This window comes from Shimia sp. R9_3, assembly GCF_017743755.1.
Taxonomy (GTDB): Bacteria; Pseudomonadota; Alphaproteobacteria; order Rhodobacterales; family Rhodobacteraceae; genus Shimia.
Map to the genome: position 1 here is coordinate 279540 of NZ_JAGHRP010000005.1, position 23885 is coordinate 303424.

Annotated in this window: 21 protein-coding genes; 6 read left to right on the plus strand and 15 right to left on the minus strand. The window is 60.1% G+C overall.

Annotated features, from left to right (window positions below; translation table 11 throughout):
* Positions 1-53 precede the first annotated feature (53 nt).
* The 6 genes from cobS (at position 54) to J7412_RS14930 (ending at position 7105) form a co-directional block, all read left to right on the plus strand.
* A complete protein-coding gene (gene cobS / locus J7412_RS14905; RefSeq protein WP_209063659.1) occupies positions 54-1040 on the plus strand; it encodes a cobaltochelatase subunit CobS in 987 nt (328 codons plus the stop codon).
* A 221-nt stretch (positions 1041-1261) separates the two neighbouring features.
* On the plus strand, positions 1262-1678 hold the full coding sequence (locus J7412_RS14910; protein WP_209063661.1) for a hypothetical protein: 417 nt from the start codon (positions 1262-1264) through the stop codon (positions 1676-1678).
* A 96-nt stretch (positions 1679-1774) separates the two neighbouring features.
* Positions 1775-3649 (plus strand): cobaltochelatase subunit CobT, encoded by a 1875-nt coding sequence (gene cobT / locus J7412_RS14915; RefSeq protein WP_209079354.1) that lies wholly within the window; start codon positions 1775-1777, stop codon positions 3647-3649.
* A 230-nt stretch (positions 3650-3879) separates the two neighbouring features.
* Positions 3880-5676 (plus strand): aminopeptidase P family protein, encoded by a 1797-nt coding sequence (locus tag J7412_RS14920; protein ID WP_209079355.1) that lies wholly within the window; start codon positions 3880-3882, stop codon positions 5674-5676.
* An 83-nt stretch (positions 5677-5759) separates the two neighbouring features.
* The gene (locus tag J7412_RS14925; RefSeq protein WP_209063667.1) at positions 5760-6104 is read left to right on the plus strand and encodes a DUF427 domain-containing protein; all 345 of its coding nucleotides are present in this window, start codon (positions 5760-5762) and stop codon (positions 6102-6104) included.
* Between the two features lie 344 nt (positions 6105-6448).
* A complete protein-coding gene (locus J7412_RS14930; protein ID WP_209079356.1) occupies positions 6449-7105 on the plus strand; it encodes a DUF3299 domain-containing protein in 657 nt (218 codons plus the stop codon).
* A 12-nt stretch (positions 7106-7117) separates the two neighbouring features.
* Here J7412_RS14930 and J7412_RS14935 read toward each other — a convergent pair whose 3' ends face one another.
* The 15 genes from J7412_RS14935 to ftsW form a co-directional block, all read right to left on the minus strand.
* On the minus strand, positions 7118-8806 hold the full coding sequence (locus J7412_RS14935) for a chloride channel protein (protein WP_209079357.1): 1689 nt from the start codon (positions 8804-8806) through the stop codon (positions 7118-7120).
* Between the two features lie 154 nt (positions 8807-8960).
* Positions 8961-10607, minus strand: coding sequence for a DNA repair protein RecN (gene recN, locus J7412_RS14940; RefSeq protein ID WP_209079358.1), 1647 nt, complete (start codon positions 10605-10607; stop codon positions 8961-8963).
* A 34-nt stretch (positions 10608-10641) separates the two neighbouring features.
* Positions 10642-11496: an outer membrane protein assembly factor BamD gene (locus J7412_RS14945; protein WP_209079359.1), complete on the minus strand. Its 855-nt coding sequence runs from the start codon at positions 11494-11496 to the stop codon at positions 10642-10644.
* A gap of 108 nt (positions 11497-11604) precedes the next feature.
* Complete coding sequence (lpxC, locus tag J7412_RS14950; protein ID WP_209079360.1) at positions 11605-12528, minus strand: UDP-3-O-acyl-N-acetylglucosamine deacetylase; 924 nt, start codon at positions 12526-12528, stop codon at positions 11605-11607.
* Positions 12529-12740: 212 nt separating this feature from the next.
* Positions 12741-14423 (minus strand): cell division protein FtsZ, encoded by a 1683-nt coding sequence (ftsZ, locus tag J7412_RS14955; RefSeq protein WP_209079361.1) that lies wholly within the window; start codon positions 14421-14423, stop codon positions 12741-12743.
* A gap of 370 nt (positions 14424-14793) precedes the next feature.
* Positions 14794-16128, minus strand: coding sequence for a cell division protein FtsA (ftsA, locus tag J7412_RS14960; RefSeq protein WP_209079362.1), 1335 nt, complete (start codon positions 16126-16128; stop codon positions 14794-14796).
* Positions 16125-17018 (minus strand): cell division protein FtsQ/DivIB, encoded by an 894-nt coding sequence (locus J7412_RS14965; RefSeq protein ID WP_209079363.1) that lies wholly within the window; start codon positions 17016-17018, stop codon positions 16125-16127. The genes ftsA and J7412_RS14965 overlap by 4 nt, the downstream gene beginning before the upstream one ends.
* Complete coding sequence (locus J7412_RS14970) at positions 17006-17920, minus strand: D-alanine--D-alanine ligase (RefSeq protein ID WP_209079364.1); 915 nt, start codon at positions 17918-17920, stop codon at positions 17006-17008. Before J7412_RS14970 ends, J7412_RS14965 begins: the two co-directional genes overlap by 13 nt.
* A 238-nt stretch (positions 17921-18158) precedes the next feature.
* A complete protein-coding gene (gene murB / locus J7412_RS14975) occupies positions 18159-19085 on the minus strand; it encodes a UDP-N-acetylmuramate dehydrogenase (protein ID WP_209079365.1) in 927 nt (308 codons plus the stop codon).
* A 96-nt stretch (positions 19086-19181) separates the two neighbouring features.
* The gene (locus J7412_RS14980) at positions 19182-19508 is read right to left on the minus strand and encodes a hypothetical protein (protein ID WP_209079366.1); all 327 of its coding nucleotides are present in this window, start codon (positions 19506-19508) and stop codon (positions 19182-19184) included.
* A complete protein-coding gene (locus J7412_RS14985) occupies positions 19505-19750 on the minus strand; it encodes a DUF2484 family protein (protein WP_209079367.1) in 246 nt (81 codons plus the stop codon). Before J7412_RS14985 ends, J7412_RS14980 begins: the two co-directional genes overlap by 4 nt.
* A complete protein-coding gene (locus tag J7412_RS14990) occupies positions 19747-20016 on the minus strand; it encodes a DUF2484 family protein (RefSeq protein ID WP_209079368.1) in 270 nt (89 codons plus the stop codon). The genes J7412_RS14985 and J7412_RS14990 overlap by 4 nt, the downstream gene beginning before the upstream one ends.
* 68 nt (positions 20017-20084) lie before the next feature.
* Positions 20085-21494: a UDP-N-acetylmuramate--L-alanine ligase gene (gene murC, locus J7412_RS14995; RefSeq protein WP_209079369.1), complete on the minus strand. Its 1410-nt coding sequence runs from the start codon at positions 21492-21494 to the stop codon at positions 20085-20087.
* 1 nt (position 21495) lies between these two features.
* Complete coding sequence (gene murG, locus J7412_RS15000; RefSeq protein ID WP_209079370.1) at positions 21496-22593, minus strand: undecaprenyldiphospho-muramoylpentapeptide beta-N-acetylglucosaminyltransferase; 1098 nt, start codon at positions 22591-22593, stop codon at positions 21496-21498.
* A complete protein-coding gene (gene ftsW / locus J7412_RS15005) occupies positions 22590-23756 on the minus strand; it encodes a putative lipid II flippase FtsW (RefSeq protein ID WP_209079371.1) in 1167 nt (388 codons plus the stop codon). Before ftsW ends, murG begins: the two co-directional genes overlap by 4 nt.
* Positions 23757-23885 lie beyond the last annotated feature (129 nt).

Consider the following 23885-nt stretch of genomic DNA (forward strand, 5'->3'; position numbering starts at 1 on the left):
GCCGGTAGATTTCAGCCGCCCCTGATTGCGCGGCACATGGAAGGACAACGAGCATGGCCGACGGCATCATGGACAGCAACACAAAGCCCACTGAAGACATTGATCTGCGCGAAGTCTTTGGCATCGACAGCGATATGAAAATCAAGGGTTTTGAAGAGCGTACAGACCGTGTGCCGGAAATCGACCCGACCTATAAGTTTGACCCGGAAACCACGCTGGCGATCCTCGCGGGCTTTGGCCACAACCGTCGTGTGATGATTCAGGGCTACCACGGCACCGGTAAATCCACACACATCGAGCAGGTTGCTGCGCGTCTGAACTGGCCCTGTGTGCGTGTGAACCTCGACAGCCACATCAGCCGTATCGACCTGATCGGTAAGGACGCGATCAAGCTGCGCGACGGCAAGCAGGTCACTGAATTCCACGAAGGCATCCTGCCATGGGCTCTGCGCAACCCAACTGCGATCGTGTTTGACGAATATGACGCGGGCCGTGCGGACGTGATGTTTGTGATCCAGCGTGTGCTGGAAGCAGACGGTAAGCTGACGTTGCTCGACCAAAACGAAGTGATCAAGCCGAACCCCTACTTCCGCCTGTTTGCCACCGCAAACACCGTTGGTCTGGGTGACACCACTGGCCTCTATCACGGCACCCAACAGATCAACCAAGCCCAGATGGACCGTTGGTCGCTGGTCAGCACGCTCAACTATCTGAGCCATGACGCGGAAGCCGCAATCGTTCTGTCCAAGGCGCCGCACTACAACACCGCTGAGGGCCGCAAGATCGTGAACCAGATGGTCACCGTCGCGGACCTGACCCGGACAGCCTTCATGAACGGCGATCTCTCCACTGTGATGAGCCCGCGGACCGTGATCAACTGGGCCGCAAACGCAGAAATCTTCCGCAATGTCGGCTACGCCTTCCGCCTGAGCTTCCTAAACAAATGTGACGAGCTGGAGCGCCAGACCGTTGCAGAGTTCTACCAGCGCTGCTTTGACGAAGAACTGCCGGAAAGCGCAGCCAGCGTCAGCCTAGGCTAAACCTGCTGTGAGAAAGTTGAGAAGCCGCCTCCTTGAGGCGGCTTTTTTTGTTTGTGCGAAGCTCAGTCTGCGGCTGAAATGTTGTGCGTTTAACAAAGTCTCCAAATCGGAGCCACAGAACGTACATACTTCAGGCACGCTCACCCATACGTGAGATATATGTGTAATATCATTTGTATATACAGTATTGACTGACCGCCGAAGCGTCATAAACTTGTTACATGACATATTCAGCACGCACGACCTTCCGCAGCCTTCTCTGTGGCGCCGCCCTGCTGACCATGGGCACCGCTGCTTCCTCTCTGCCAATTTGGCCGCACCAACAGGCGCAAGCCTTTGCCACCTGCTCCGGGCGCATCTCGGCGCTGACCACACATCAGCGTGCGGTTCAAAACCCAGAAGCGGATGGCAATGCCGCCTTGGTGGAAACCTTTGATCTGATGCTCGAAGCGGTGTTGCCCGATGCCTTGCCAGACGAGGATGGCACGCAGGTTTCCGTGCAGTGGCGCGCGCAGGGATGGAGCGAAGTCGCCGGTCTGCTCGCACATTCTTTCTACAGCTTTGATCGCGGTGTGGCAGAACGCGCTGAGGCGGCGCTTGTCCAGCGTATTGCCGATTGCCGCAACATGGTGCTGTGAGCGTGGCAGCGTTGCCACTTTGGCCGCGACGTTCAGACCATAGGAAATCGCATTCACGCCTTGCACATGCCGCCGCTCCCGTGATTAATCACAGGCATGATCAAGAAGTCCGACAACCCCGCTGATCCGTTCAAAAAGGCCTTGGCAGAGGCCACCAAAGTGATGGCCGACGATCCGGAATTGTCGGTGACCTACACGGTTGATCCTTCCGGCATTTCCGGCGACAGCGTGCGCCTGCCGCAAGTGAGCCGCCGCATGACCCGCGATGAGGTGCTTTTGGCGCGCGGCACGGCGGATGCGCTGGCGCTGCAGCACAAATATCACGATGACGCGACCCATCTGCGCTATGCGCCTGGTCAAGGCATGGCACGTGACCTCTATGAGGCGATGGAAACCGCGCGTTGCGAAGCCATGGGTGCGCGCGAGATGCCGGGCACCGCGACCAATATTGACGTCAAGATCAGCCACGAAGCTGCGGGCCGCGGCTATGGTGAGATCGCCTCCCGCGATCAGGCCCCTCTGGCAACCGCCGCAGGCTATCTGATCCGCCATCTGGCAACCGGCCGCGATTTGCCCCCGGCAGCGGCCAATGTGATGGAGCTCTGGCGCGGCTATATCGAACAAAACGCCGGCGAACATCTGGACGATCTGCAGGATCTTCTGTCAGATCAGCAAGCTTTTGCAAAATTCGCCCGTCAGATCATCGACGACCTCGGCTACGGCGACCAGCTTGGCGACGACCCCGACGATCTTGAGGATGAACAGGACGAGGCGGAACCCGAATCCGAGGAAGAGGACAACCCGGACAGCACCGGCGAGGACGATCAAGACGAAGAAGACGCGGAAGCCAACCCTGAGCAGTCTCAGGAAGAGCAGCAGGACATGTCCGAAGCTCAGGTCACTATGGATGACATGGCTGAAGACGAAATGTCTGATGAGGCGGAGATGCCTGATGGCGAGGCCCCGCTTGATCCACCGCCGCCCCCTCCGGTGTCTGAGGCTGACCCGAACTATGTGGTTTTTGACACCACCAACGACGAAGAGATTGCTGCCGAAGATCTGGCCGAGCCTATCGAGCTGGAGCGCCTGCGCGCCTATCTCGACCAGCAACTTGAACCGCTCAAAGGCGCCGTGAGCCGCCTTGCGAACCGTCTGCAGCGCCGCCTGCAGGCCCAGCAGAATCGCAGCTGGGAGTTCGATCTGGAGGAAGGCACGCTGGATGCGGGCCGTCTGGCGCGGGTTGTGGCCAACCCGACCACACCTCTGAGCTTCAAAATGGAGCATGACACCGAATTCCGCGACACCGTGGTGACGCTGCTTCTGGACAACTCCGGCTCCATGCGTGGCCGCCCGATCTCTATTGCCGCGATCTGCGCCGATGTGCTTGCGCGCACGCTTGAGCGCTGCAACGTGAAGGTCGAAATCCTCGGCTTCACGACGCGTGCCTGGAAAGGCGGACTAGCGCGGGAGAAATGGCTCAATGACGGCCGTCCGCAACAGCCCGGTCGTCTCAATGATCTGCGACACATCATCTACAAACACGCCGACGCCCCATGGCGGCGCGTGCGCCCCAATCTGGGCCTGATGATGAAAGAAGGCCTGCTCAAGGAAAACATCGACGGGGAGGCGCTGGAATGGGCGCACCGCCGGATGATGATGCGTCCAGAGCAGCGTAAAATCCTGATGGTGATCTCTGACGGCGCGCCGGTGGATGACAGCACCCTGTCGGTCAACCCGGCCAACTATCTGGAAAAACACTTGCGCGACGTGATCGCGATGGTGGAAAAACGCAAGCTTGTTGAGCTGCTTGCTATCGGCATCGGCCATGATGTGACCCGCTACTACGACCGCGCAGTGACCATCACTGACGTGGAACAGCTTGCCGGCGCCATGACTGAACAGCTGGCGGCCCTGTTTGACAGCGACCCACGTGCGCGCGCACGTGTGATGGGCATGCGCAAAGCAGGTTAAGGGATAGGGGCTCTGCCCCTGTCACATCTACGATGTGCCCACCCCGGGATATTTGACGAATGAGAAGCCGGTTTTCTCATGTACCAAATGTCCCACTCAAAATCCTGGGGCTGAGGGGGCTGCCCCCTCCCCGCTCCCCCAACACCAGTTCCCTCTCTTACTGACTTGCCATTGCAGAGCGATTGCGTATCACTGAACGCGCGTTCAACCTACAGCCACGGAGCCTCACCATGTTTCAGGATTTCAACGTCACCGCACGCCCGGAACAAGGCCCTGCCCGGCTTGAGAAACTGCGCGGGGGTCTGAAGGCGCAAGGGCTGGACGGGTTTCTGGTCCCGCGCGCGGATGCCCATCAAGGGGAATATGTCGCGCCACGTGACGATCGTCTGGCCTGGCTGACGGGCTTTACCGGCTCTGCCGGGTTCTGCGTGGTGTTGAGCGACATCGCCGGTGTTTTTGTCGACGGGCGCTACCGCACACAGGTCAAAGAACAGGTGGCCGACTGCTACACACCAGTGGATTGGCCTGAGGTCCTGCCAGGGCCTTGGATTGTGGAGCATCTGGGCGCGGGGCGCGTTGGCTTTGACCCCTGGCTCTACACAATTGGCCAGCTTGAAGCGCTGCAAAAAGCGGTGGCTGGCACCGACATCACCTTTGTGCCCATGGCCAACCCGATTGACGCAATCTGGGAGGATCAGCCTGACGCGCCAATGGCTGCTGTGAAAGCCCATCCCACGGATATTGCAGGGGAAAGCCACACCCAGAAACGTGCCCGTTTGGCCGCCGAGCTGTCTTCGGCGGGCCATGACGCTGCGGTGATCACGCTTCCGGACAGCATCGCCTGGCTGCTCAACATCCGCGGTGCCGACATTCCGCGCAACCCGCTGGCCCATGGGTTTGCCATCCTCAACGCGGATGCCAGCGTGGATCTGTTCATGGCAGAGGCAAAGCTTTCAGCGGTTCAGGACCATCTGGGCGCAGAGGTGCGTGTCCATGATCCAGCAGGCTTTATTGCGCATCTGACCAAATCCAGCGGCACCGTGCGACTGGACAAAGCAAGCGCACCAATCGCAGTGCAGGCCGCCGTCGCCCAGAGCGCGGCAGAGATCGCCTATGATCAGGATCCCTGCGTGATGCCAAAGGCGCGCAAAAACGCCGCAGAAATTGCAGGCATGGTGGAGGCGCACCTGCGGGACGGCGCGGCCGTCAGCACCTTCCTGAGCTGGTTTGACGCGCAGGAGAAAACCGCCCTCACCGAGATCGATGTGGTGCGCAAACTGGAAGACAGCCGCCGCGCCACCAATGCGCTGCTGGACATCAGCTTTGACACCATTGCCGGCTCCGGCCCGCACGGCGCGATCATGCATTACCGCGTCACGGAAGACACCAACCGCCAGCTGCAAGAGGGCGAGCTGATGGTGCTCGACAGCGGCGGACAATATGCCGATGGCACCACGGATATCACCCGTACTTTGCCGGTTGGCGAGGTCGACACTGAGGCAAAAGTGGCCTTCACCCGTGTGCTGCAGGGCATGATCGCCGTGTCACGCATGCGCTTCCCCAAAGGCGTCGCAGGCAGCCATATCGAGGCCATTGGCCGTTTGCCACTCTGGATGGCCGGGCAGGATTTTGACCACGGGTTGGGCCATGGTGTTGGTGCGTATCTCTGTGTGCATGAGGGCCCACAGCGCCTCAGCCGGGTGAGTGACGTGCCGCTTGAGGCAGGTATGATCCTGTCCAATGAGCCGGGCTATTATCGCCCCGATGCCTTTGGCATTCGTATCGAGAACCTGATTGTGGTTGAGGAGGCCCCTGCTCTGCCCGGTGGCGACGATCACCGCGAAATGCTGCAGTTCCGCACCCTGACCTACACACCCATTTCCCGCGAGCTGATTGTGCACGACATGCTGAGCGCTGATGAGCGTGACTGGCTCAATGACTACCATGCGACGTGTCGTCAGCTTTTGTCACCACGTCTCGCACCAGAGGAGAATGTGTGGTTGGATGGCGCAACTGCGCCGCTTTGACTGTGCGGCAGGTCGTTTGAGCTGACATAGCGCTGTCACAAAGCGGCGATAGTGGCAACAGGATGAGGAAAAGGGGAAATTTGATGAGCGGCAATATCACCATTCGCAAGGCAGACGGCAATTGGGTTGTGCGGGCTGGCGGCGCCATTTTGGGCGAAAGCAGCGCGGCACTGGAGCTGAGCGAAGAGGGCCATGCGCCTGTGATCTATTTCCCCCGCGCCGATATCGCGACAGCCTTTCTGGACGACAGCGAAAAGACCACGCATTGCCCACATAAAGGCGACGCCTCCTATTATTCCATCGTGACCAAGAGCACGACCATCAAGGATGCCGCCTGGAGTTATGAGGCCCCGATTGAAGCGGTTGAGCGGATCAAGGCTCATATCGCTTTTCACGGCTCCGATTTGGTGACGGTCGAGCGCGTCTGATCTCATCTTCCCGCCGCTCGTCTTCTCGCCAAAGAGGCTGGGACGATGGCGGGCACGAAGACTGAGGCGCTCACCTAAGGGTGGCCGGACAAGAAGACACCTGCGATCACGCAGGTGTCACTATGCATTGAGGCTTGCGAACGTGTGCTCCTGCACATGAGCAGAACATCCACTCGCTGTCGGCCAACGCTCGGCTTTTCCGCAAACTCGGCGTCGGATCTGCGCTTCCTGATCGCGATCTTTTGTTTTGGCCTCTTGGCCAGTTTTCTGCCAGCTTGGGGTATATATCGCATGGCGTTGGCAGATGGGCTGGCAACACGGCTTTGAGTGTGAGGACACCAACGATGAAACTGCTATTCACTGCAGCCGCAGCAGCGCTGATCTCTGCGGGCCTGGGCACCGCAAGCCTTGCTTCAGAGCCGCGTGAGCTGGGCTGGGATGATCTTGTAGGGCCAACCACACCGATCAAAAACCCCTTTGAAACCCTCACCAACGAGCAAATGGAAAACCTCGCCCGCGTCCTGCGGCTGGACACCATTGCCGAAGAAGACAACGACAAAGACGCCGCCGCAGATGCCAAGGCTCTGCGTGGCGTGCTCTATGATCAGGGTGTGAAGGTGGATTTCCTGCTGTCTGAGCGCCTGCGTATCATGGCGCAGCTGGAGGCCGAGGCCAGCGCACCCAATGACGCTGTGGTTGGCCAGTCCATCCGCCTGCCCGGCTACCTGCTGCCGCTTGAGATGAACGGCGACAAGGCCACCGAATTCCTGCTGGTGCCAACGGTCGGCGCCTGTATCCACGTACCCCCGCCCCCTGCCAATCAGATTGTGCACGTGAGCTATCCGGAAGGCTTTGAGCCGGAGGGGCTTTACACCCCGGTCTGGATCACTGGCGAGCTGCGCAACGATCCGACGATAAGCTCTTTGTTTCTGGTCGATGGGGACTCTGATGTCAGCGCGACCTACAAACTGCGGGCAACCTCTGTGGAATTTTACGAGTAAGCACGCAAGCGCTCAGGAATGCTCTTCGGCTGCGGTTTCCGCCAGCGCTTTGTTGTAGGCCCGCAGCGCATCCACGTGAAAGACCGCCCCCAACAGCTCTAGTGAGGCATCTTCGCCCACCACCGTAACCACGGGGATAAAGGCCTCGCCTGTGGCTTCAAACATCGGCATCAGGCTTTCCAGCGTGGCATTGCCGCTCACATAACAGCCTTCAGCCACCATCTCCCAGCACCGCTCCTCTGGGGCTGCTTTGGGATCATCATTGCTCCGCATCACCTTGGCCACCCCACAAAGCGCCAGCAGATAGGCCTGCGGGCCTGCTGCGATATGCACGTTGCGTCGCTCAAGCTGGGTGAGGAAGAACGAGCCATCCACAAGGCGGGAGCTGAGCGCGGTGGAGATCGAAACCGCCACCATCACCGCCAGCCCTGTCTGCCAGTCTCCGGTCATTTCAAACACGATCAGTGTGGTGGAAATCGGCGCGCCCAACACGGCGGCGGCCACGGCCCCCATCCCGGCCAGCGCATAAAGCGTGGTGGTGCCGGACACATCGGGGAAGATCGCCGTGGCAATCATGCCAAAGGCCAAACCGGTCAACGCGCCCAACATCAAGGCAGGTGAGAACACGCCCCCGCCCATACGGCCCGCCATGGTGATGGAGACGGCAATCACCTTCAACACCGCAAAGACCACTGCCTCATGCAACAGCAGCTGCCCTGTCAGAGCCGCAGAGGTGGTCTCATAGCCGACGCCAATAATATGCGGGAACCAAATCGCCAGAATGCCCAGCAAAATGCCTGAAATCGCCGGACGCAGCCACCGTGGGATGCGCAGCTCTTCCTGCACGTGGTTGGCCATGTCTTCTGCCCAGAAGATCGTCCACATCAGCGCCACAGCCGCCAGCCCGCAAATCCCGCCAAGGATCAGGAAGGCGGGCAGCTCTTGATAAAATTGCAGCTCGGTGCCGGTGTTGAGCATGAACTCCGTGACATCGCCAAACTCCAGCCGGTTGATCACCGTGCCAGCAACGGCGGCAATCACGATGGGCGCAAAGGCGTGCACGGCAAAGTGGCGCAGCACCACCTCCAGCGCAAAGAGCGCCCCGGCAATCGGCGCATTAAAGGAGGCAGAGACGGCCGCCGCAACCGCACAGCCCAACAGATCGCGCCCGGTGATGCCATTGGCATTGATGCGGTCGCTGACCCAGCTCGAAATCACGCCCGCCACATGCACAACAGGCCCCTCGCGACCGGTCGAGCCGCCAGAGGACAGGGTGATGAGCGAAGCAAAGGCAGAGGCAATCCCGGCCCGTTTCTCAACACGCCCTTCATGCAATGCGGCGCCTTCGATGGCATCCGCCACAGAGCGCACCCGCCCATCCGGCGTGAAGTGGTGCAGGATCAATCCAACCACCAAGCCACCGACGGTCGGGATCACCAGCAACCAGTACCATGGCAGCGTATAGGCAAAGCTGTGCAGCTTGGTCAGATCCTCAGCGCCATAAAGCGTGGACTGCAGCCAATGGATGCCTTTGCGAAAGAACAAAGCCGCAAAACCGGCGGCAATCCCGATACAAAGCGCGATGATCCAGAACTGAAACTGACTTGGCCCCTTGGTGACCAGCACGCGCCATCCTCCACGACAAGTGTTTGCCGCGTCTTGAGCGCTTTCCGCCAGAAAGGAGCCAACCGATTTCGCCATTGGGCCGCAAAATCTCCGGGAGTCAGACCCATTGGGGGTCTTCTCTGCTCTACGCGGGTTTTGCTGTCATAGCAAAGGGGTAAGCCCCGCATTTCACATGAATGTGGACAATTGTGCGACAGCTGCCACGCCTGAGGCAGCGCAGACCGTTGCGTCAGCCCAGAAGCGCTCTGGCGGCGGCGCGGGCTTCGCTGGTGATCGTGTCACCAGAGATCATACGGGCCACTTCGTCAATCTGCTCATCCGCGCTCAAAGGCACCACACGGCTGAGGGTCTGATTGTTTTTCACGCTCTTTTCCACGCGCCAGTGATGCGCGCCAAGCGCGGCCACCTGCGGAGAGTGGGTCACAACAAGCACCTGCCCGCCATCGGCCAATGCTTTCAGGCGTCGGCCCACCGCATCCGCAGTCGCGCCGCCCACACCGCGGTCGATTTCGTCAAAGATCAGGGTCATGCCGCTGATGTCGCTGGTCAGGCACACCTTCAGCGCCAGAAGGAACCGGCTCAATTCACCGCCTGAGGCGATCTTGGCAAGCGGCCCTGCCGGCGCGCCAGGGTTGGTGGCCACCACAAACTCCACCGCGTCGCGGCCTTCCGGACCGGCGTCGCCTTCGCTGATGCGGGTCTCAAACACCGCGCGTTCCATCTTGAGCGGCGCAAGCTCGCCCATGACGGCCTTATCAAGCCCTTTGGCAGCGGTCTGGCGCGCCTTGGTCAGGGCGTTTGCAGCGGCGTCATAAGCGCTCTCTGCCGCATTGAGATCTGCGGTCAGCGCCGCAATATTGCCCTCGCCCGCATCCAGCGCGGCCAGGCGCGTGCGCAGGTTTTGCGCAAATGTGCCAAGCTCATCTGGCACTTCGCCATGCTTGCGCGCCAAAGCCCGGATCGCAAACAGACGCTCTTCGATCTCTTCCAGCTCATGCGGGTTGAAATCCAACGCCTCCAAACAGCGCTCGATGCCGTCAACCGCATCGCTCACCTCATTGAGCGCGCGCTCCAATGCCGCGACCGGCGCGTCAAGCGCCCCGCCTGTTTCCGCCAAAGCACCATCCAGCCAGCGCAGGGCGTCGCCCATGGCGCTCTCCGCACCGCCATTGCCAAGCGCCGCATGGGCGCGGCTGACGTCCTCACGCACCTTCTCAGCACCCTGCATCATGCGCCGGCGGGTATCGAGCTCGGCTTCTTCTCCCGGTTGGGGATCAAGCTTATCAAGCTCAGCCACCGCATGGCGCAGGAAGTCCTCTTCGGCTTTTGCCTCCGCCAGCGCCGCCTCGGCTGCGGTCAACGCCTTGCGCGCCTTGGTCACCGCGCTCCAGGTGCTGCGGGTTTTGCCGCGCAGCTTTTCGGTATCCGCAAAAATATCGAGCAGGTCGCGGTGGCCCTTGGGGTTCAACAGACCCCGGTCATCATGCTGACCGTGCAGCTCCACCAAGGTCTCAGACAAGCGCCGCAGCACTTCCCCCGACACACGCCGATCGTTCACCCATGCCGTCTTGCGGCCATCGGTGCGGTTCACCCGCCGCAGGATCAGCTCTTCACCTCCAGGCAGCCCAGCCTCTTCGAGAATGGCGTGCGCAGGATGGCCTTCGTGCAGATCAAACTCTGCCACGACCTCACCCTGCTCCGCCCCTGCGCGCACCAACTCGGCACGCCCGCGCCAGCCCAGCACAAAGCCCAGACTGTCGAGCAAAATGGATTTGCCTGCCCCGGTCTCACCGGTCAGCACATTGAGGCCAGGCTGAAACGCCAGCTCAAGCCGATCAATGATCAGCATATCGCGGATATCAAGAGAGCGCAGCATGTGGGTCAGTTGGCAGGGCGCAACCTGCGCGCCGTTACAGCCATTGCCCCTTCAAGGTCTGACGGTAAACCTGATTGAGCCAGCCATCGCCTGCGGCCTCAAGCTCAAGCCCGCGTCCCGTCAACAGTTTGTAGCTGTCTTCATACCACTCGGTGGACTGGAAGTTATAACCGAGAATGGCCCCTGCGGTCTGTGCCTGCTGCACCAGACCCAGCGAGAGATACGCCTCAACCAAACGGTGCAGCGCTTCTGCCGTGTGGGTCGTGGTGGAGAAATCCTCTACCACCACACGGAAACGCTTGATCGCCGCCGCAAAGTGATCCCGGCGCAGGTAGTAGCGGCCGATTTCCATCTCTTTGGAGGCGAGGTGGTCAAAGGCCAGATCAAATTTCAGCGCCGCCGAACGGGCATATTCGCTGTCCGGATATATCTCGATGACCTTGCGCAGCTCTTGCAGAGCCTGAAAGGTCAGTCCTTGGTCACGCCCCACTTCGTCGATCTGGTCATAATAGCTCAGCGCCAGAAGATACTGCGCATAGGCCGCATCCTCATCCGCCGGATAAAAGTCGATATAGCGCTGTGCTGCAGCCCGGCTCTCGGGATAGCTCTTATCGGCGTGATAAGAAAACGCCTGCATGATCAAGGCGCGCTGGGACAGCTCTGAATAAGGGTAAAGCCGCTCAATCTCAGAAAAGAAGAACGCCGCATCCGTGCCGCGATTCCTTGCCAGCTCGAATTCGCCACGCTCGTAAATCTGTTCCGGTGTGAATTGTTCCAGATCGATCAAACCACGGCGTGCGTCGCTTGCGTCATTGTCGCCACAGGCCACCACAACGGCCAGTGCCAGAACCGATCCCAGAAGACGTGCCCGCGACCCGATGCCTGACATAGTGCTCAACCTTCTCTTCATCGCGGGATTTACCCACCCTTCCAGAATGCTGTTAGCACAGAATTTTCCCGGGCAAAACGTCTTTGGCTTCAAATCTTGCAATCACATTTAGGCGACCGCAGGAACCTCGCCCATATGCACGCCCGCACCAGGCAAACGTGCGGCCTGTGCGGCCGTGCATTCCACCAGACGCCATGCTGATGGATCAGCAAAAAGCTCACGCAGAAGCGCATTGGTCAGGGCGTGTCCGGCACGGTGGCCGCGATACTGCGCCAGTAGAGGCGCACCGGCAAGATAGAGATCGCCCATCGCGTCCAGCATCTTGTGACGCACAGGCTCATCGGAGTGGCGCAGCCCCCCCTGCGCACTGACTTTGGCACCATCAAACACCACAGCGTTCTCTGTTGGGTCGCCCCCCAGCGCCAGACCATTGGCCTGCATGGCTTCGACATCCGCCTGACGACAGAAAGTGCGGCTGTCACACAGCTCGCGCACAAAGCTGCCGTTGGCAAGGCTCAGGGTCTTGGTCTGTTGACCAATGGCTTCATCAACAAAGTCGATGTGAAAATCGATGCGCATTTCATCTGCTGGCAGCAGCTCAGCAACCGCGTCGCCACGGGTGACCGACACCGGCTTCAGAACTTCGATAGCCCAGACAGACGCATGCTGGCTCACGATGCCCGCTTTCAGGAAGCCGCGCACAAATTCCGCAGAGCTGCCATCAAGGATCGGCACTTCAGCCGCGTCTATCTCGATCAACGCATTGTGGATGCCGCAGCCCGCCAGAGCCGCCATCAGGTGCTCAATGGTGGACACCGCCACACCTGCGGAGTTGAGAATACGGGTGCAGAGCGCGGTTTGTTCAACCACATCCCAGCGCGCCGGGATCATCGCATCGCCCACCAGAATGTCCGTCCGCTTGAACCAGATGCCGTAGTCTGACGAAGCCGGGCGCACGGTCAGGTGCACTTCAGCGCCGGAGTGTAGGCCGGTTCCAACGAAATGAACTGGTGTTTTCAAAGTGGCTTGCACGGTGATCCTCAAAGGTTACGCGGCGCACCCCATTTGGCCGCAATAGTGAGGTAGTTGGTTCCGCCCGTCACCTCAAATAAAGCTTTGCAACGGACTGAAACATGTTTGTAACAGTTCGGCAAAAACCCGCCACGAACCGCACAAGCCGTTGCAAACAAAAATAAAAAGGCCGCCTGTAAAAGGCGACCTCTTCACGTGTTAAGCTGAATAAATCAGTTCGCTTGACGGCGCAGGAAGGCCGGAATTTCAATACGTTCCTGATCTTCGTCCATTTGCGTGGCCGGTGCCTGCGACTGAACCGCTGGTTGCTGGCGCGCAACCGGTGCAGCAGGTGCCGGACGTGCGGCTGGTTGCTGCTCAGCAGCGTGGCCGGTCATCTTGTTGATCAGCGAGTTGATGCCAAAGCGCGGACGCTCTTCTGCACGTGGCTCCTGCACAGGCGCTGCTGCAGCCGGACGGGCCGGTGCGGCCGGCGCTTTCTCAACAGCGGCTTGCAGGCGCTGCATCAGCTGTGGTGTCGGTGTGCCCGGAGCCGGACGCTGTGGCGCAACGAAATCCTGAGGCTCTTCTTCCTCAAACATCTGCGGCTGCACCTGTTGTGCGGCGGTCGGCTGATAAGCCGGTGGTGGCACATCAGCACCTGCGGAAGCGGCATCAAAGGTCGGCGCGGCCGGTGCTGTCGGTGCGGCGGGCGCTTCAAAGATGTCTTCCATCTGCTCTTCCGCGGCGGCGCGCTGTGCGTCCATCTGCGGGAACAGGGATGGCTCTGCTGGAGCTGCTGCGGCAGGTTGCGCAGCCGCTGGTGCGGCCTGTGCGGCAACCGGTGCCTGCTCAACAGGGGCTGCGGCAGCCGGTGCTGCTTCAACTTCAGCCTGTGGCAGCGGCGCTTTCATGGAGCGGCGCGGCAGCGGCATAGCTGCGTTGGCTTCTGCGGCGTCAATGCCAGTGGCAACGACGGATACGCGCATGCCACCTTCCAGCGTGTCGTCCATGGTGGAGCCCACGATGATATTGGCGTCGGCGTCGACTTCCTCGCGGATACGGTTGGCCGCTTCGTCCAGTTCGAACAGGGTCAGGTCGTGACCACCGGTGATGTTGATCAGCACGCCCTTGGCACCGCGCAGGGAGATCTCGTCCAGCAGCGGGTTGGCAATCGCCTTCTCTGCCGCTTGGATAGCGCGATCTTCGCCGGTTGCTTCGCCGGTGCCCATCATCGCTTTGCCCATCTCGTCCATCACGGCACGCACGTCCGCGAAGTCGAGGTTGATCAGGCCCGGACGCACCATCAGATCAGTCACACCTTTCACGCCCTGATAGAGCACGTCATCCGCCATGGAGAAGGCTTCAGTGAAGGTGGTCTTTTCGTTGGCGAGGCGGAATAGGTTCTGGTTCGGGATGATGATCAGCGTGTCGACCATCTTTTGCAGCTGCTCCACGCCTTCTTCGGCCTGACGCATGCGCTTGGCACCTTCAAACTGGAACGGCTTGGTGACAACACCCACCGTCAGAACACCCAGTTCACGCGCGGCTTGCGCGATGATCGGGGCCGCACCGGTGCCGGTGCCGCCGCCCATACCTGCGGTGATGAAGCACATGTGTGCGCCTGCGAGGTGATCCACGATCTCCTCGATGCTTTCTTCAGCGGCCGCGGCGCCAACGGTTGCGCGCGCCCCAGCGCCCAAACCTTCGGTGACCTTTACGCCCAGCTGCACACGGCTGTCAGATTTGCTCTGCTGCAACGCCTGCGCGTCGGTGTTCGCCACAACGAACTCCACGCCTTCCAGCGCTTTATCGATCATGTTGTTGACCGCGTTGCCGCCTGCGCCGCCTACACCAAATACGGTGATACGGGGTTTCAGATCACCCTCATCGGGCATCGTCAGATTCAAAGCCATAGAACTGTCCGCCTGTTGTTTACCCGCCACAGCGGGCCATTTTCTGCCTACTCCAACACATTATTAAACACGCTTTCCGGAATCGTCATCCCAAAAAGCGCATTTCGCCACAAAATGTGGAGGAAAAATTATAAAACTAGCGGCATCTTGCCGAAACCGCGATATTTTGCGGGGCAATCCATGCGCAGCACAACACTACGGAACCATCCGAGACACCTCTGGCGTCACGAGACTGGCTACTATGATATCGGAGACCACTGCTCGGCCTGCTTGATCCGCGTTCTCTGGCGGTTACGAAAACCTTAACGGCGCAGTCCGATGAGGTCACCCCCAAAAAGTCACTTTCGTCACTTTATCCCCAACTAAAGCCTCACCAATTTTCCCGGAACCACCGCACCGCGCGCCCGATGGTGCGCGAGTGATAGCGATCCACCGGCAGGTCGAAGTCCCACCATTCGTCCTGCGGATGGGTTGCAAAAAGGCACATGCCAACTGTGGCGGCAAAGCCCGGCCCGGTCGCTGCCTGCGGCAGCCCATGCACGCGCATCGGGCGGCCAAGGCGCACCTGCTGACCCAGGATTTTGGAGGCCAAACCGTCCAATCCCGGGATCTGGCTGCCGCCGCCGGTCAGCACAATTTGTTGGCTTGGAAGGTGCTCAAACCCGGCCACGTCCAGCCGCGCGCGCACTTCTTCGAGGATTTCTTCGACACGCGGGCGCATGATTCCAATCAATTCTGCGCGACTCACCGTGCGCCGATCATGCTCCCAATCGCCGGTATCCCCGGACAGCTCAATCATGTCGCGATCATCCATCCCGGTGGCCACAACGCCGCCATAGAAGGTCTTGATCCGCTCCGCCGTGGCCATGGGCACCTGAAGCCCCATGGAGATGTCGCCGGTGACGTGATCGCCGCCCATGCGCACTGTGTCGGCAAAGATCATGTGCTTCTTCATGAAGATCGACAGGCTGGTCGCCCCGCCCCCCATATCGATGCACGCCGCGCCAAGCTCCTGTTCATCTTCCACCAGTGCGGACAGACCGGAGACATAGGCCGAGGAGGCAATCCCCGCCAGTTCCAGATCACAGCGCTTGATACAATGCACAAGGTTCTGCACCGCCGCTTTGTCGACAGTCAGCATATGCATGTCAGTGGTCAGCACCTGCCCCACCTGCCCGCGCGGGTCATTGAGACCAGAGCGGTGGTCCAGCGCAAAGTTTACCGGCTGTGCATGCAACACTTCGCGGTCCGCGCCATAGTCGGGCACATCACAGGCGGCAAGCACGCGCGCCACATCCTGCTCACCAACCACTTGACCATGCACATCAATCTGGCCGTCCAAACCGTAAGAGCGCGGCTCCGCGCCGGAGAAACAGGCGATCACGTGGTCTACGCGGATCTTGGCCATCTTCTGCGCTGCCTGCACCACGGTGCGAATGGCACGCTCGGTTTCCTGCATGGTGTCGATTTCGCCAAACTTCACACCACGGGACATGATGGTGTTGGCGCCGATCACCCGAAAGCCGCTCTGCCCCGCCATGGAGCCGATGCCCTCAACGCTGGCCAGCCGATCCGAGCCGTCAAAGCGCAGAACCAGACAGGCGATCTTGGACGTTCCCACATCCAGAACCGCAATCACACCGCGTTGCATGGCCGCTTTGCGCATCGCACGCATGGCGCGCTGGCTTTGATACAGCTCTGTCATTGTCCTGTTGTCCCCAAGGTTATCTGACTGGTGCGCCACCAGTCCTCGACGGCATTTTCTGTAAGTTGGATGGTCGGACGACGGGTCAGCCGCATGTCCACCACCGAAATATCGCGCTCCAGAAGCTCCTGCGCGCTGTTGAGCGCGACCACACGGTCAAGCGCCTGCACAGCCCCCTGCTCCGGCAGCAAAATCCGCTGCTCACGGGTCAGCACCACGTCCCAGCGCCGCTCCCCGACACGCACAAGGCCGATCACACGATCCGCGATCGGATCAGCCGCAGCAAAAAGCTCCAACGCTTCGCGCACATGGCCTTCAGCGCCCTCGCCCGCAATCAGCGGCATCTGTGCATGAGCACTGCGCGACACAGCCGGACCGGTCACATGACCATCCGGATCCACAAGCGTCAGCCCCTCATGGGTGCGCCAAACAACAACTGGCGTGCGCTCTGCAATATCAAGCTGCAACACCCCGCCGGTGCGCACCCGCACCGAGGCGCTGGCGATGGACGGCAGCTCACTGACCCGCGCCTGAATGGCGGGCAGATCAAGATCAAAGGAGCTCACCGGAAAACTCAGCGACAGAATATCGCGGATGTCCTCGGAGGTGCCATCTGAGGCACCATCAATCGCCATGGCGCTGACCATGAACTCAGGGCGTGTCGCAATCTCGCGGCGCAGATCATTGATCGCAAGGCTCAGTGCCTCGCGACGATCCTCATCAGAGAAATAGATCAGCGTACCACCAGCCACGACAGCAAACGGCACAACCGTACGCAGGCAAAAGCGAAAGAGCGGCGTCAGCATCAGCCGCTCAAAGCGATAGGCCCACCGGCTCGGCGCAGGATCGTGACGCGGCTTTTTGCGCTTTGGCGCGCTCAGCGATCGCATGAGGCGTCCTCCACCATCCAGCTGCAGAACTCTGCAAATGACATGCCGCAATGCGCCGCCTGCTCCGGCGACAGCGATGTGGGGGTCATGCCCGGTTGCGTGTTGACTTCCAGCAGGATCAGCCCATCCAAACCACGCGCCTCATCCCAGCGGAAGTCGGTGCGCGAGACACCCCGGCAGCCAAGCGCATTGTGTGCGCGCACGGCAAAGTCCATGCAGGCGTCGTAGATCTCTTGCGGCACCTGCGCGGGGATCTCATGGCGCGATCCGCCCTCGGCGTATTTCGCCTCATAATCATACCAGCCTTCGGTGATGATATCGGTCACGCCCAAAGCGCGGTCGCCCATCACGGTGGTCGTCAATTCACGGCCAGGTGCATAGGTTTCCACCATCACCTCATCCGGCATGGTCTCCGCCAGTTTGGGCGGCGTGTTGGCTCCGGCGTTGACGATATAGATGCCAACCGAGGAGCCCTCATTGTTGGGCTTCACCACATAGGGCGGTTCCATCACGTGGCGCGCACTCACATCGGCTTTGTCCGCTATCACGCTTTCCACCACCGGCAGACCGGCGGCTTTGAAAGCCTCTTTGGCGCGCTGCTTGTCCATGGCAAGGGCCGAGGCAAGCACACCGGAATGGGTGTAGGGGATGCGCATCCATTCAAAAATGCCCTGCACACAGCCGTCTTCGCCCCTGCGGCCATGCAGCGCATTGAAAATCACATCCGGAGAAATCTCCTTAAGGCGCGCAACAAGATCCGACCCGGCATCAAGCTCGACGGTCTCATATCCTGCTTCCCGCAGCGCAGCAGCGCATTCACGCCCTGTGGAAAGCGAAACCTCGCGTTCTGCAGAGGGTCCGCCCATCACAACTGCAACTTTGGGGTTTGTCTGCTCTGACATACCCAACGTGCCTCAATGTCCCGAGCCGTTTTCGGCCCTGTTTTGGTTTGAGCCCTTCGGACTCGTTATCGCGGCCTTGTTCAGCCGCATTTTTATTCAGGCAAGGGATGCCTGCTCGGATTGGGCTTTGTGCCCTGCTCTCAGTTCGGGCTTTGCCCTGTTTTATCGGGCTTTGCGCCCTTGTTGTGATATCTTCAAACCGCTTTTTTGTGCCTGTTATTAAGCATTTGGTAAGAAATTAGTCAGCGGACGGTTCCCCGACCCGCATGATTTCCCACTGTAGCTCTATTCCGCTGTTTTGGAAAACCCTTTTTCGCACTTCCTCGCCCAGATTTTCCAAATCTGCCGCTGTGGCGTCGCCGGTATTGATCATGAAATTGGAATGCATCTCGCTCATTTGCGCGCCACCTATGCGTGCGCCGCGCATCCCTGCATCATCAATCACCTTCCAGGCTTTGAGGTCATGCACATCATCCGCCTTCCCAGTAGAGGAGAAGCCAGCCGGATTGCGGAAGGTGCTGCCAGCGGAGCGGTCTTTGGTGGGTTGCGTCGCATCGCGCTTGGCCAATTGTGTCTCCATGCGCGCAGCGAGCTCTTCCGGATCACCGGATGGGCCTTCCAAAACCGCCTCCACAAGCACCCAGCCCTCCGGCAGATCCGTCTGGCGGTACTGGAAATTCAGATCCTCCGCTGTAAGCGTCACGATCTCGCCCTCGCGCGTGACAGCCGTCGCCTGCATAAACACATCTGCGGTATAGCTGCCGTAGCACCCTGCATTCATACGCACCGCGCCGCCAATCGCGCCGGGAATGGTGCGCAGAAAGGTCAGATCAACACCTTCGGCAGCCGCCTTGCGCGCCACATGCGCATCCAGCGCAGCCACACCGGCGCGCACGCGGTTTCCTTCAATTTCAATGCCGTTAAAGCCGCGCCCCATGCGGATCACCACGGCGCGCAAACCGCCATCGCGCACGATCAGATTGGAGCCGACCCCCATCGGAAACACCGCCACATCTTTGGGCAGTGCTTTGAGGAAATCCGCCAGATCCTGCACATCCGCGGGCTGAAACAGATAATCCGCCGGGCCACCCACACGCAGCCAAGTCAGCCCCGACAGCTCCTTGCCAGGCGTTAGCTTGCCGCGCGGTGTGGGCAGATCAGTCATGTCAGGGGTCCTTCGGGGTCTTATGGTCCCTGCACCGATACCGAAGCGACCTCAGCCCGGCAAGCCCCTGACCTCTGGCATGGCGCCAATTCCCGCCTAAGCGCGATTGCGCAGCCGGAAGATTGCAAAATGCAGCCCCCAGCCCATCGCCAGCACGCCGGGCAAAGCCAGCAACAGCCAGCCGCTATAGGCATAAAGCGCCGCCAATGACTCCGGATCAGAAACGGTGTCAAAGGTGCTGAGCGTCACCAGCAACGAGGCCAGCAGAACCGCCAGACAGATCAGGATCAAACTTGCGCGTTTCAGCAAAGGTCGGGTGCGACGAAATCCTGTCACCGCGCCATAAAGCGGCATCAGCATCACTGCAAACCAGACCAGTGCATTCAGCCCAAGGGTCACATCAAGGATCAGATCGGCGATCATTCGATCTTCCCCTTAACCCAGCGCCACAGGTAGATCACCGGCCACCGCATGATCCAAGCGCCCATGCCCACCAGCACCAGCGCCAACCAGATGTTATGCTGAATGGCCACGCCGATCACAATCGGCACACCAAGCGCAATCATCACATAGGCAAAGGTCCAGAGATTGTCCTTGGACGGAAACATCGCGCGCAGATTGGCCGCAATCAGCCAGACAAAGGCACAGGTCAGCGACAGGCTCATTCCTCAGCCTCGGCAATGTCGCTCTCGACAGGCAGCCCCATCCACTTGCGCACATAATAGTTCAACGGACGGCGGAACATGGAGACAAAGCCGAAAAGCGCCAGCCCGCCAAACAGCCAACCGTGCTCATAAAAGATCACCGCAATCAGGATCATCGCGGCCACAAACAAGGCCCAGCCGACGGCGAATTGTTTCTGCAAAGGCAGCATGGCCACCACGGCGGCGGCCAGCACCCAAACGCAGGCAAGGGTCAAAGATAGGCTCACGTCATGTCCCTCATATCTCTTTCAGAGGCACTCTACTGCGCTGTGAGGTGCGCGCAAGCCACCAAAACTTAGGCGCCCAGATGCCCCGGCAACCCATTGGCCCAGGCGCTGATCGACCCTGCGCCAAGGCAGACAACGATGTCACCGGGTTTTGCGGTGTCTTTGACCAAGGCGACCAGATCGCTTTCCTCAGAGATGGCCACCGCATGACGATGCCCATGCGCCACCAGCCCATTGATCAGATCATCACGGCTCGCCCCTTCAATCGGCGCTTCACCGGCGGCAAAGACATCGGCAATGCCCACCACATCGGCTTCATTGAAGCAGGTGCAGAAATCCTCAAACAGCGAATGCAGACGTGTGAAACGGTGCGGCTGATGCACGGCAATGACCCGCCCGCCGCTGTCGCCAATCGCCTGCCGCGCGGCTTTCAGCACCGCGGCGATCTCCACAGGATGGTGGCCATAATCATCAATCACCGGCACGCCACCCAGCACTTCGCCCACTTTGGTGAAACGGCGGTTCACGCCGCCAAAGGCCGCGAGTGCTGCGCGGATTTCCTCAAGCTTCATGCCCAAATGACGGGCGATGGCCACGGCCGAAAGCGCATTGGACACATTGTGGTCCCCCGGCATCGGCAAAGTGCAGCCTTCGATCACCTTGCCCTCAGCTTGCAGCGCGATGTCAAAATGCGCCACGCCCGCTTTATAAGTCAGGTTCACCGCGCGCACATCCGCTTGGGCATTGAAGCCAAAGGTCACCACGCGCCGGTCGGTGATCTTGCCCACCAGCGTCTGCACATCCGGATCATCGGTGCAGCATACCGCCAACCCGTAAAACGGGATGTTGGAGACAAAATCATAAAAGCCTTTGTGCAAGGCCTCCTCGGTGCCCCAGTGCTCCATATGCTCCGGGTCGATATTGGTCACAATCGCAATGGTGGCCGGAAGACGGTTGAATGTGCCGTCGCTCTCATCGGCCTCCACAACCATCCATTCGCCCTCGCCCACACGTGCGTTAGAGCCATAGGCGTGAATGATCCCGCCGTTCACCACGGTTGGGTCAAAATGGCCATGATCCAGAAGCGCCGCAACCATGGTGGTGGTGGTGGTTTTGCCATGAGTGCCTGCCACAGCAATGTTGGATTTCAACCGCATCAGCTCGGCCAGCATTTCTGCGCGACGCACCACCGGCAGGCCCTTGCGGCGGGCCTCATCCAGCTCCGGATTGCCCGGTTTGATGGCCGAGGAAATCACCACCACTTCGGCGTTTTCCAGATTTTCTGCGCGCTGGCCTTCAAACACCGTCGCTCCCATATCTGCCAGACGCTGGGTGATCTTGGTGGTCTTCAGATCAGAGCCCTGCACCGTATAGCCATGGTTCACCAGCACCTCGGCAATGCCGGACATGCCAATGCCGCCGATCCCCACAAAGTGGATGGCGCCCACGTCGCCGGGAAGTTTGGTTGCTGCGTTCATCTTATTGGTCCTTGTTCGCCAGCTGCTCGACCAGCGCCACAAGCGCCTCGGTCGCGTCCGGCTTGCCCGCCGACAGCGCGGCCTGCGCCATCTGGCTTGCGCCCTGCGGGTTGCTCAAAATGGTTGTGATTTGTTCGGTCAGTGACTCCGGCGTCAGAAGGCTCTCAGGCACAACAATCGCCCCGCCCGCCTCTGCAAGCCCCCGCGCATTGGCCGTCTGGTGATCGCCCGCCGCTGCCGCAAATGGCACAAGGATCGACGGCCGCCCAATGATGGAGATATCCGCCACCGAGCTCGCGCCGGAACGTGAAATCACCAGCTGCGCTTCGCTCATCCGTGCCGGAACATCGGTGAAGAACGGCTGCACATCCGCCGCGATGCCCGCCTCTGCATAAAAGGTCGACACCCGATCAAAATCCTCATCGCGCGCCTGATGCGCCACGCGCAGATTGCCCAGAATGTCAGACGGTAAAGCGGCAATCGCCGCAGGCACCACATCACTTAAGATCCGCGCGCCTTGGCTGCCGCCAATCACCAGCACCGACATAGGGTAATCCCCCGGCGCGATATAGCCTGCGCCCGCGCGATCCATCACCGCCTTGCGCACAGGGTTGCCCACCGGCGTGCCTTCAACACCGTCCGGCAGCGCCGTTGGCCAGGTGCCACAAGCCACCACATCGACACGGTTGGCAAACACCTGATTGACCCGGCCCAGCACGCCGTTCTGCTCATGGATCATCCGCGGCAACTTCAACAGCCAGGCCGCCCCCATGGCCGGTATGGTCGGATATCCGCCAAAACCGACCACCACATCGGGCCGGTCTTTGCGCATCTTCAGCGCAGCGCCAAACACGCCGCCAAGAATGCGAAACGGCACCGCCAGCTTGGCCAGCGCCCCGCCACGCGCAAAGGTGGCCGAACTGACCTCCTCAATCTCCACCGTATGGGGAAAGCCACCAGTGTAACGGGCGCCACGCGCATCTGTGGAAAGCTTGACCCGCCAGCCTTTGCGCAGCATCACCTCCGCCAGCGCCTGCGCCGGAAACATATGGCCGCCTGTGCCACCTGCCGCAATCACCAAAAGTGGCTGTCTACTCATCTACCATGCCCCCGCAGAATGTCCCCGATCTCACCTTGAGGACGGCTGCGGGTAAACGCCAAAATCATGCCAACTGCAATCCCCCCGGCGATAAGGGAAGAGCCGCCATAGCTCACAAACGGCAAAGTCATGCCTTTGGAGGGCAATAGCCGCACCGCAACGCCCATGTTGATGAGCGCTTGTACGCCGAAAATCGCCACAAGGCCGGTGCCTGCCAGCCGAATGAACGGATCACGCTCCCGCATCAGGCGGAAAAACGAGCGCAGCACAATGGTCGCGTAGAGCGCGAGAATCGCAAATACGAGGATCAGCCCGTATTCTTCGGCCGCCACCGCGATGATGAAATCGGTATGCGCATCCGGCAGCGACCATTTCACCTGCCCTTCGCCCACACCGACACCAAACAGACCGCCTTCACGGATCGCCTCGGTGGCATAGCCAATCTGCGTGGTCGGATCGACCGAACGATCCAGAAACCCGTCAATCCGACGGGCAAAGTGCTCTGAGTTGTTATAGGCAAAATTCGCCACCGGGATCAGCGACAGGATGATCCCGCCAATCAGCATCATCGGCGCACCGGAGACAAAATACATCACGCTCCAGCCAAACAGGATCAGACAGGCCTGGCCAAAGTCAGGCTGCATGGCGAGCATCAGCACGATGGTAATCATCAACAGGAAGGACCAGCGCCGCCCCGGAGGGCCATTGATCTCCTCATTGGCCGCCATCAACCAGGCCGCGACCACCACAAATCCCGGCTTGAGGAATTCAGACGGCTGCAAGGAGGCAAACCCCAGCGAATACCAGCGTGTCGCGCCTTTGCCAAAATCCGTGCCAAACACCGGCAAAAGCGCCAGCGCGATCATGGACACGCCAAAGCCAACCACCGCAAGACGGCGCACCAATGTGGGGGACATCATCGAGGTGATAACCATGGTCACCATCGCCAACCCGCCAAAGAAAGCTTGTTTTTTGACGTAGTGAAACGGCTCAAACCCGTTCTTTGCCGCCAAAGGGGGGCTTGCTGCCATGCCCAGCATCAAGCCAACTACAAACAGCAACACAATGGATGTCATCGTCCATTTGTCCAGTGTTTGCCACCATTTCGGAAGCACGGGCTCACGCGCCCGAACGGGCAACGCGCCATAAACCATCTCTGTCATCGAAATACGCCGATCTCTGCCTCAAAACGCCCGTTTTCCGGGTCTGGGTGAAAGTCTAACACCCAACAGGCTTTATGAAAAGTATAGAGATGGCCGATTTACCCGCCCTCTGAGCTCCAGAGCGCCCTC

Excerpts from the sequence above, each read along its gene's own strand:
- J7412_RS14980 (WP_209079366.1), bottom strand. The coding sequence starts at position 19,508 with ATGATCGCCGATCTGATCCTTGATGTGACCCTTGGGCTGAATGCACTG.
- cobT (WP_209079354.1), top strand. The coding sequence starts at position 1,775 with ATGATCAAGAAGTCCGACAACCCCGCTGATCCGTTCAAAAAGGCCTTG.
- ftsZ (WP_209079361.1), bottom strand. The coding sequence starts at position 14,423 with ATGGCTTTGAATCTGACGATGCCCGATGAGGGTGATCTGAAACCCCGT.
- J7412_RS14910 (WP_209063661.1), top strand. The coding sequence starts at position 1,262 with ATGACATATTCAGCACGCACGACCTTCCGCAGCCTTCTCTGTGGCGCC.
- J7412_RS14920 (WP_209079355.1), top strand. The coding sequence starts at position 3,880 with ATGTTTCAGGATTTCAACGTCACCGCACGCCCGGAACAAGGCCCTGCC.
- murG (WP_209079370.1), bottom strand. The coding sequence starts at position 22,593 with ATGAGTAGACAGCCACTTTTGGTGATTGCGGCAGGTGGCACAGGCGGC.
- recN (WP_209079358.1), bottom strand. The coding sequence starts at position 10,607 with ATGCTGCGCTCTCTTGATATCCGCGATATGCTGATCATTGATCGGCTT.
- J7412_RS14925 (WP_209063667.1), top strand. The coding sequence starts at position 5,760 with ATGAGCGGCAATATCACCATTCGCAAGGCAGACGGCAATTGGGTTGTG.
- murB (WP_209079365.1), bottom strand. The coding sequence starts at position 19,085 with ATGACTGATCTGCCCACACCGCGCGGCAAGCTAACGCCTGGCAAGGAG.
- J7412_RS14985 (WP_209079367.1), bottom strand. The coding sequence starts at position 19,750 with ATGAGCCTGTCGCTGACCTGTGCCTTTGTCTGGCTGATTGCGGCCAAT.
- ftsA (WP_209079362.1), bottom strand. The coding sequence starts at position 16,128 with ATGACAGAGCTGTATCAAAGCCAGCGCGCCATGCGTGCGATGCGCAAA.
- J7412_RS14945 (WP_209079359.1), bottom strand. The coding sequence starts at position 11,496 with ATGTCAGGCATCGGGTCGCGGGCACGTCTTCTGGGATCGGTTCTGGCA.
- ftsW (WP_209079371.1), bottom strand. The coding sequence starts at position 23,756 with ATGACAGAGATGGTTTATGGCGCGTTGCCCGTTCGGGCGCGTGAGCCC.
- cobS (WP_209063659.1), top strand. The coding sequence starts at position 54 with ATGGCCGACGGCATCATGGACAGCAACACAAAGCCCACTGAAGACATT.
- J7412_RS14965 (WP_209079363.1), bottom strand. The coding sequence starts at position 17,018 with ATGCGATCGCTGAGCGCGCCAAAGCGCAAAAAGCCGCGTCACGATCCT.
- J7412_RS14930 (WP_209079356.1), top strand. The coding sequence starts at position 6,449 with ATGAAACTGCTATTCACTGCAGCCGCAGCAGCGCTGATCTCTGCGGGC.
- murC (WP_209079369.1), bottom strand. The coding sequence starts at position 21,494 with ATGAACGCAGCAACCAAACTTCCCGGCGACGTGGGCGCCATCCACTTT.
- J7412_RS14935 (WP_209079357.1), bottom strand. The coding sequence starts at position 8,806 with ATGGCGAAATCGGTTGGCTCCTTTCTGGCGGAAAGCGCTCAAGACGCG.
- J7412_RS14970 (WP_209079364.1), bottom strand. The coding sequence starts at position 17,920 with ATGTCAGAGCAGACAAACCCCAAAGTTGCAGTTGTGATGGGCGGACCC.